Origin of the sequence: Burkholderia sp. 4M9327F10, from assembly GCF_005503145.1 — a bacterium.
GTDB lineage: Bacteria > Pseudomonadota > Gammaproteobacteria > Burkholderiales > Burkholderiaceae > Paraburkholderia.
In genome coordinates, this window is the sequence record NZ_SCNV01000079.1 from 24026 (window position 1) to 31849 (window position 7824).

The 7824-nt window shown below is 62.0% G+C and carries 6 protein-coding genes and 1 pseudogene; 3 read left to right on the top strand and 4 right to left on the bottom strand.

Annotated elements, in window-relative coordinates; genetic code table 11:
- Window positions 1–62: 62 nt before the first annotated feature.
- The 3 genes from FFS45_RS37495 to FFS45_RS37505 all read right to left on the bottom strand — a co-directional run bounded on the left by FFS45_RS37495 (window position 63) and on the right by FFS45_RS37505 (window position 3752).
- On the bottom strand, window positions 63–1472 hold the full coding sequence (locus FFS45_RS37495) for a DUF2957 domain-containing protein (RefSeq protein WP_137959682.1): 1410 nt from the start codon (window positions 1470–1472) through the stop codon (window positions 63–65).
- A gap of 487 nt (window positions 1473–1959) precedes the next feature.
- Window positions 1960–2907 (bottom strand): N-acetyl-gamma-glutamyl-phosphate reductase, encoded by a 948-nt coding sequence (gene argC, locus FFS45_RS37500; RefSeq protein ID WP_137959683.1) that lies wholly within the window; start codon window positions 2905–2907, stop codon window positions 1960–1962.
- A gap of 242 nt (window positions 2908–3149) precedes the next feature.
- Window positions 3150–3752: a YbhB/YbcL family Raf kinase inhibitor-like protein gene (locus tag FFS45_RS37505; protein WP_137959684.1), complete on the bottom strand. Its 603-nt coding sequence runs from the start codon at window positions 3750–3752 to the stop codon at window positions 3150–3152.
- Window positions 3753–4079: 327 nt separating this feature from the next.
- On the opposite strand from FFS45_RS37505, the gene FFS45_RS37510 reads away from it, so the two are divergent.
- A complete protein-coding gene (locus FFS45_RS37510) occupies window positions 4080–4769 on the top strand; it encodes a response regulator (RefSeq protein WP_137959685.1) in 690 nt (229 codons plus the stop codon).
- A gap of 151 nt (window positions 4770–4920) precedes the next feature.
- Here the strand turns inward: FFS45_RS37510 and FFS45_RS37515 are convergent, their stop codons facing one another.
- Window positions 4921–5607, bottom strand: coding sequence for an orotate phosphoribosyltransferase (locus FFS45_RS37515; RefSeq protein WP_137959686.1), 687 nt, complete (start codon window positions 5605–5607; stop codon window positions 4921–4923).
- A 417-nt stretch (window positions 5608–6024) separates the two neighbouring features.
- Here FFS45_RS37515 and FFS45_RS37520 point away from each other — a divergent pair, with 417 nt between their 5' ends.
- Entirely contained in the window at window positions 6025–7290 is a 1266-nt protein-coding gene (locus FFS45_RS37520) for an MFS transporter (protein WP_137959687.1), read from the top strand.
- A 313-nt stretch (window positions 7291–7603) separates the two neighbouring features.
- Window positions 7604–7824, top strand: a pseudogene (locus FFS45_RS37525) (hypothetical protein); the annotation flags it as partial.

A 7824-nucleotide genomic window follows, 5' to 3' on the forward strand; every position in this document is an offset into this window, starting at 1 on the left:
CAGAATGTTCTCGTTGTAGAGGCCGGCTCTCGGGCCGGCCGTCTCCTGACGCTGCTTTTGCGTTACTTGCTGACTTGTGCGCCTACCCCGAAGTACGGAGTGCCGGATGTGGTTGAGTTGGCCGAAGTCGACACCACCCCGTTGTTTTCCGTACCCTGGATCAGGATCGCGTACAGGCCGCCCGATGCGATTGCATAACCGGTCTTGCCGTTCTGATCGGTTACGCCGACCAGCCCCGGAGTGGTGAGGCCGTAGCTCAGGCCAAAGCTGGACTCGGCACTCGAGGTTTGCGGATTGACGAAGGTGCCGGTCGCGCCGTTGATCAGCGTGGCGGTGTAGTTGAAGTTCGAATCGGCACCAACGTAGCCGCCGTCGAAACCACCTGAAGCAAGCGCGGTGTTCAGGGCGAGCAGGGAGATGCCGGATTCGTCGTCGACCTGGGCGCCGCTATGCAGCGCGCCGGTGCCGAGGTTGACGTTGCCGGTGCGCACGACCAGCGGGACGGTTGCGCCGTTCAACTGGCCGAGGATCATGTGCGCGACACCTGACTTGCCGGTTTGCCCGATCAGCGGCAGCGATGTCTGGGCAACGATCTGCGGCGCCTGGGTGCTGTCGAAATAACCGTTGCTGTCGAGCGTGTACGGATTGCCCGTCGTCAGGCAGCCGCCGGCGTTGGGCGAATAGCTGGAGTTGGGGGTGTTGGTGGACGTGCAGGTGCCGCTCGCGTCGAATGTTTCGATGCTGTTGGTGCCGACGGTCGCGTAGTCGCCGGAGGGCGTCAGGTGATACAGCAGGGCGTTATAGGTGCCCGGCAGCTTGGTAATGTCCGTCGTCGTGCTGGCGAAGCCGAGGAACGGGTAGAAGTCGAAATGCCGGTTGGGTACCTCGCCGACGTTGCTGAACGTGAGGATGGTCAGTCCGTTGAACTGGACCGTTGCGCCCGGAATGCCGCCGCCCGCCACGCCGTTGCCGACGAAGATCGTCGGCGGGTTGCTCGAGTTGAAGTCGGCTGCGGTGCTGTACGAACCGTTAGGTCCTGAGCCCGTGCCTGGCGTCAGCACGAACGCGCAGCGTATCTGTTCGGCAGTAGGCAGGGAGCCCGTCGGGGGATGCTGCACCGTGCCGGTGATCTGCACGCCTGCGCGCGTCGGCGTCACGGTGCCGGTTGCGAGTGGAATCGGCGATTCGAGCCATGTCAGCGTGTAGGTCATCGCCGTGGCGTTGATGTTGATACTCACCACTTCGCCGCTGCCGGCGCCGCCCAGATAGGTCGTGTTGCCGATATCGGCCGTTGCGGGGCAGAGCGATGCCACCGTGCCTGAGGCCGGCGCACCCTGCGCAGGGCAGCTCGATCCGGAGCATTGCGGAACGCTGACCGGGCCAGGACTGCCGGCGTTACCGCCGCCGCAACCGATCAACAAAAAAGTGCTGATAAGGGCCAATGCGAGGCCTCTGCTTATGGCATCCCACATGCTGCTGTCTCCCTTTCGTGTAATTGTGCGAAGTAATTTCGCTGCGCGTTTAAAGCCTGTCAATTGAAAGAACCGTCTAAAAAGGTCGATTCAAACAGTCCTGGAAACGCACGACTCTGACCACCGTGAGGTTGGCGAGCCTTTTAAACAAAAAACGAATTTTGGGTGCGGGAGCCGCAACGTTGCTTTGCCGCACACGCTTGCCAGTCAAGCCTGAGAGCAAAAAGGCTCTATCATCTTCGAACGGCCGTTCGCTAAAAAATCGGGTGTTTCCCCAGGCGGAAATCTATGCGTACCGAATGGAGCTCCCGCACGATTTACCGATTGATGAATAACGGCGGATTTCGGTTTAGAAGTAATTGGGACTAGTACTGATTAGGTATGCGGAATGAAACATTGAAACGGGCATTTGAAACGAAAAAAGCCGGTTTATAAAAACCGGCTTTTTGCGCTGAAGGACGGCAATGAGCCGTCCGGCGGGAAGGGGTTAGCGTTTTAATCCGCTGTCCTCGGCGGTGCCGATCGCGAGGTTCATGCACTGGATCGCGGCACCCGACGCGCCCTTGCCAAGGTTGTCGAGGCGCGCGACGGTCACGAAGCGTTCTTCGTTGCCGAACACGAACAGGTCGACGCGGTTGGTGTCGTTGTTTGCCTGCACGTCGAAGAAGCCGCCGTCGAGATTTGTCTCAGCGTCGAACGGAGCAACGCGCACAAAGGCTTCGCCTGCGTAGTATTCGGCGAACAGGGCGAGCACGTCTTGCGGTGAGGCTTTCTTCGCCAACTGGTGCGGGGAGAAGTAGGTCGTGACGGCGAGACCTTTGTAGAAGTCGCCGACGATCGGCGTGAACACCGGCGCCGCGTTCAGGCCCGTATGCGCCGCCATTTCCGGCAAGTGCTTGTGCGTGAGAGCCAGCGCATACGGGCGCGGGCTCTTGAGCTTGCTGTTACCGCCGGCTTCGTAGTCGGCAATCATCTTCTTGCCGCCGCCGCTGTAGCCCGTGATCGAATAGCTGTGCGCGGCGAAGTCCTTTGCGACCACGCCTGCTTCGACGAGCGGGCGCATGGCCAGCACGAATGCCGAGGCATGACAGCCCGGCACGGCGATGCGCTTGGCGGTGCGCAGCCGCTCGCGTTGCGAGTGCGCCAGTTCCGGCAGGCCGTAGGCCCAGTCCGCGCTGGTGCGAAACGCGGTGCTGGCGTCGATCAGCACAGTGTGGTCGTTTTCGACGAGCGAAGCCGATTCGCGCGAGGCGACGTCCGGCAGGCACAGGAACGTGACGTCCGATGCGTTGATGAGACGACGGCGCTCCTCGATGTCCTTGCGCTTCGCTTCTTCGATACGGAGGATTTCCACATCGGCGCGTTGCGACAGGTATTCGAAAATCTTCAGGCCGGTCGTACCTTCCTGTCCGTCGACAAATACTTTCGTGCTCATCTCACTCTCACTGGCTCACGGGAATACGGGGGCGCAATAGCGCCGGAACGTTATTTTAAGACCGGATGGCGGCAGTGTGCGCAAACATCGATGAAAATCGACGTTGCGCCGTGCAAATGACAGTGCGATGACGTTTTTATGCTGAAGATGTCATCCGTTGCCAGCGGATTGGCCGATGCGCGGCCGCGCCCGGGCGCCCCGGCGCGCCGAAGACGAAATGCGAGAGCGGATCATTGCATGTTCTAGCGCCCGTAGTTCACCACCATGCGTGCCATCCCGAGGGTCGCGGTGCCGATCTCGTGATCGAACATGAGCGCCGGCCGGCCCTGCGCGAGTCGCAGATCGGTGGTGTTTAGCGCGTACACGGTGATGACATAGCGATGCGGCTTGCCAGCCGGCGGGCATGGGCCGCCATAGCCGTCGATGTCGAAGTCGTTACGGGCCTCCACGGCGCCGAGTTTCTTCAGATAACCCGAAGCGCTGGCATTTTCAGGCAAACGGTTGATATTTGCGGGGATCTGCGCGACAGCCCAGTGCCACCAGCCGGGGCCAGGCGCGTCCGGATCGAATACAGTCACAGCAAAGCTGCGGGTGCCGGCTGGTGCATCGTGCCAGGAAAGCTCGGGCGAGCGATTCGAACCCTTGCAATCGTCCTGGTCGAAAACCTGGGCGGCGGCGACAGTGCCGCCGTCAGGGAAACTCGTACTCGTGAGCCCAAACGGTCCCTCGGCGAGTGCGCGCGGCCCGTGCGCGACTGCGAGCGCGAGACTGAGCATCGCGATGGCCACAGACGGTGTTCGGGAGCGGGGCGAAGCAAGCGGGACGACCAGGCAACGCGAGCGCATGTGCCAATTCTCCTCTGTCGACCGGAGTGAGCGCCTTTGCGCTCACTCCGGTCCTGTGCAAGGTTCTTGTGCAGGGATCGTGAATTTTCATCCTCACGTTCATTATTGTCCCTATTTTGTCTCCCGAGGTCGAATCAAGATTAACATTTGCTCGATCCGACCCTTGTTGCGCGCTCCGACCGGTCGTGGCACGGTGAATTCGGCTATAGTCGAACGAGTTGCGCCCGTCATTGAGACGCAAGCAACTCCAGCCGTTTAGGACACAGAATTTTACAATGATGCATGGCTGAAGTTTCGGAGGGCGTGTCATCAGGTGAAGGGGGAGTAATGCCAGATCCAGTCAGGGTGGTCGTGGCCGATGACCATCCGGTGATTTTGTTCGGTGCAGAGCATGCGCTGCTGAAATTTCCCGGTATTCAGGTGGTTGCGCGGGCACGCCAGTCAACCGAACTTATCAAAGTGTTGCAGACCGTCGCTTGCGACGTGCTGGTAACTGACCTCGCCATGCCTGGTGGCCAGTACGGGGATGGTTTGCCGCTAATCGGCTATCTGCGCCGCAATTTTCCCGATCTGCCTATCGTTGTCCTGACGATGCTCGAGAATGCCGCATTGCTCAAGCGGCTGAACGAACTCGGGGTGAACTCGGTGGTCAACAAGGCGGACGATCTGAGCCATATCGGGCTCGCGGTTCAGCACGTCAGCCGCAGCCTTGGGTACATGAGTCCGTCGGTCAAGGCCGCGCTCGAGACGTTGCGCATGAACGTGGGCGGCAAGAGCGACGAGGTGATTCTGTCGAAGCGCGAACTGGAAGTGGTGCGCCTGTTTGTGTCCGGCATGACGATCAAGGAAATCTCGGAGCAGTTGAACCGCAGCATCAAGACCATCAGCACACAGAAGAATACGGCAATGCGCAAGCTTGGCCTCGATCGGGACTCCGAGCTGTTTCAGTACGCGCAGAGCAATGGTTTGTCGAACCTGTCGTCGAGTTCGGTCGGGGAATTGGGCGGCCTGCATTGATGCTGTCGGGGTCGCGTCGTTTTGCGGCATGAAAAAAGGGCCGCCTGTCTTGTCGACAGGCGGCCCTTTTTACTGAGAGCCGCGCGGGCCAGGACCAGCGCTCTTAACGTGGACGGCCTGGCTCGGCGTGCTTGAACCCTGACTACGAAGCTTACTGCGGCGACGAGGTTGCACCGCCGTGCGCAGCCGACCACTCGGCCGGCGCATGCAGGAATTTCTCGACTTCGTCGAGCGTCTTCGTGTCGAAGTAGCCCTTTTCCTTGGCGACGCGCAGCACGTCCCACCACGTGGCAAGCGCGTGCAGATCGACGTCGATGTCTTTCAGCACCGACACGCTTTCCTTGAAGATGTTGTAGTGGAACAGCACGAAGCAGTGGTTCACCGTTGCACCGGCGGTGCGCAGCGCGTTGATGAAGTTGATCTTGCTGCGGCTGTCCGTGGTCAGGTCTTCCACCAGCAGGACGCGCTGACCTTCGGTCAGCAGGCCTTCGATCTGCGCATTGCGGCCAAAACCCTTCGGCTTCTTGCGCACGTATTGCATCGGCACCATCAGGCGGTCGGAGAGCCATGCCGCGAACGGGATACCGGCGGTTTCGCCACCGGCGACCGCGTCGATCTGCTCGTAGCCCACATCGCGCAGGATGGTGGCCTCGGCCATCTCCATCAGGCCGCGGCGCACGCGCGGATACGAGATCAGCTTGCGGCAGTCGATATATACCGGGCTCGCCCAGCCGGACGTGAAGATGTACGGTTTTTCCGCGTTGAAGTGAACTGCTTGCACTTCCAGCAGCATCTTGGCGGTCGTGTCGGAGATCGTCTGGCGATCGAAGCCTGTCATGGGCGGATCCTTGGGTGAGAGCGGGGAGGGCGCGGGCGCGTGGGCCCGGTGGCGCAGCAAGCGGGGTATTCCGCGCCCTGAGCGGCGATGGGCGGAATACGCAGCCGGTCAGTGGAGTACAGGCCGGGTTTGCTACGCGCGTAGCCCGTTATTTTACCCGATTCGGACAATTCCGAGGAGGCTGTCGTGCGTCGAAACCCGTGATGACCGCCATAGCGGCGGCGAGGGGACGAGCCCGGGCAGCGCTCCAGACGGGGACAGATATTCGCACGGCCCTGCCGCAGGCTCCGCTGTGGCGGCGCTTTTTGGCTTGCTTGTGGCTCGCGTGGGCGCCGATTACACTCACGCGAATTTTCAGGGGCGGACGGCTGCGGCGCCAATCTCGTCAGCGTGGCCGCGCCCTACGGGATGCTTTCAATGACTGTCGCCTCTTCTTCCACGTCCTCCCGCGCGTCCGCGCAGCGCGGCTATGCCGGCCGGGCGCTGCTCGCCGCGGTGCTCGGCTATGCGATGGACGGCTTCGACCTGCTGATCCTCGGTTTCATGCTGCCGGTGATCGCCGTCGATCTGCACCTGTCGCCGACGCAGGCCGGCTCGCTTGTCACCTGGACGCTGATCGGCGCGGTGGCGGGCGGCATTGTCTTCGGCGTGTTGAGCGATTATTTCGGCCGCGTGCGGATGCTCACGTGGACCATCCTGATCTTCGCGGTGTTCACCGGCCTGTGCGCGCTGGCGCAGGGCTACGCGGACCTGCTGGCTTACCGGACGATCGCCGGGCTTGGACTCGGTGGCGAGTTCGGCATTGGCATGACGCTGGTCGCCGAGGCCTGGCCGGCGGCGCAGCGGGCGCGGGTTTCGTCGTACGTGGGGTTGGGGTGGCAACTTGGCGTGCTGGCCGCCGCTCTGCTCACGCCGCTGCTGTTGCCGTTGATCGGCTGGCGCGGCATGTTCGCGCTCGGACTCGTGCCTGCGGTGGTGTCGTTTGTCGTGCGGCGGCAAGTCGAAGAACCGGCGCTGTTCATCGAGCGTGTGGAACATGCGCGGCAGGTGAGGCGAGCCGAGCAGGCGGCCACGGCGCGCAAGCTGCCGCTGCGGCGCCTCGTTGCCGATGCGCGCGCCACGCGCGCGAGTCTTGGCGTGGCGATTCTCTGTTCCGTGCAGAACTTCGGTTACTACGGCCTGATGATCTGGCTGCCCAGCTATCTGTCGAAGACTTTCGGTTATTCGCTGACCAGGTCCGGCCTGTGGACCTCCGCGACCGTTCTCGGCATGGCCCTCGGCATCTGGCTGTTCGGCATAGCCGCGGACCGCTTCGGCCGCAAGCCGACGTTCCTGCTCTACCAGGCCGGCGCGGTGGTGATGGTGTTCGTCTATGCGCATCTGGGCACGCCGTTCGCGCTGCTGATCGGCGGGGCTGTGATGGGGGTGTTCGTCAACGGCATGATCGGCGGCTACGGTGCGCTGATCTCGGAGCTCTATCCCACTGAGGCACGGGCTACCGCGCAAAATGTACTGTTCAACATTGGCCGGGCGGTAGGTGGTTTCGGGCCGGTCGCGGTCGGCGCGCTGGCCGCGCGTTTTTCGTTCGGCGCGGCGCTCGCGCTGCTTGCCTCGATCTATCTGCTCGATATTCTTGCGACGCTGTTTCTGATCCCCGAGCGCCGCGGCGCTGCCCTGGACTGACTGCCAGCCTTCACGCTTTTGCGAAGCCCTGGGAGATGCCACAGAAGCTGCTGCGCAATGACGCGCCGCAGCATTGCAAGTCCTTGTTTCGCCGATGGTTAGCGGCTTCAAAGGCTGCGCGTAATGACCCATGCGGGGTGTACACTAACTCCCCCGCAAAAGCTCTGCACCGTCTGCCAACCGCTCCGGTCCGAAGCTGCGCCTAACCGGCGCAGGTGAAAACCACTGCAGTCGATTACCCATTCGATCCATGCAAGCGAGGCACACGGCATCATGAGCCGGGCCCGATTACTTACGTCTCGCAGGCCATAAAATGGACGAACAACTGAAGCAAAGCGCTCTCGCTTATCACCAGAATCCGAAGCCCGGCAAGATTTCGGTCACGCCGACCAAGCCTCTATCGAACCAGCTCGACCTTTCGCTCGCGTACTCGCCGGGCGTGGCCGCGGCCTGCATGGCGATCTACGACGAGCCGCTCGACGCGCAGAAGTACACCTCGCGCGGCAACCTCGTGGGCGTGATCACCAACGGCAC

Coding starts and splice junctions, on each gene's coding strand:
- FFS45_RS37495 (WP_137959682.1), bottom strand. CDS start 1,472: ATGTGGGATGCCATAAGCAGAGGCCTCGCATTGGCCCTTATCAGCACT.
- argC (WP_137959683.1), bottom strand. CDS start 2,907: ATGAGCACGAAAGTATTTGTCGACGGACAGGAAGGTACGACCGGCCTG.
- FFS45_RS37505 (WP_137959684.1), bottom strand. CDS start 3,752: ATGCGCTCGCGTTGCCTGGTCGTCCCGCTTGCTTCGCCCCGCTCCCGA.
- FFS45_RS37510 (WP_137959685.1), top strand. CDS start 4,080: ATGCCAGATCCAGTCAGGGTGGTCGTGGCCGATGACCATCCGGTGATT.
- FFS45_RS37515 (WP_137959686.1), bottom strand. CDS start 5,607: ATGACAGGCTTCGATCGCCAGACGATCTCCGACACGACCGCCAAGATG.
- FFS45_RS37520 (WP_137959687.1), top strand. CDS start 6,025: ATGACTGTCGCCTCTTCTTCCACGTCCTCCCGCGCGTCCGCGCAGCGC.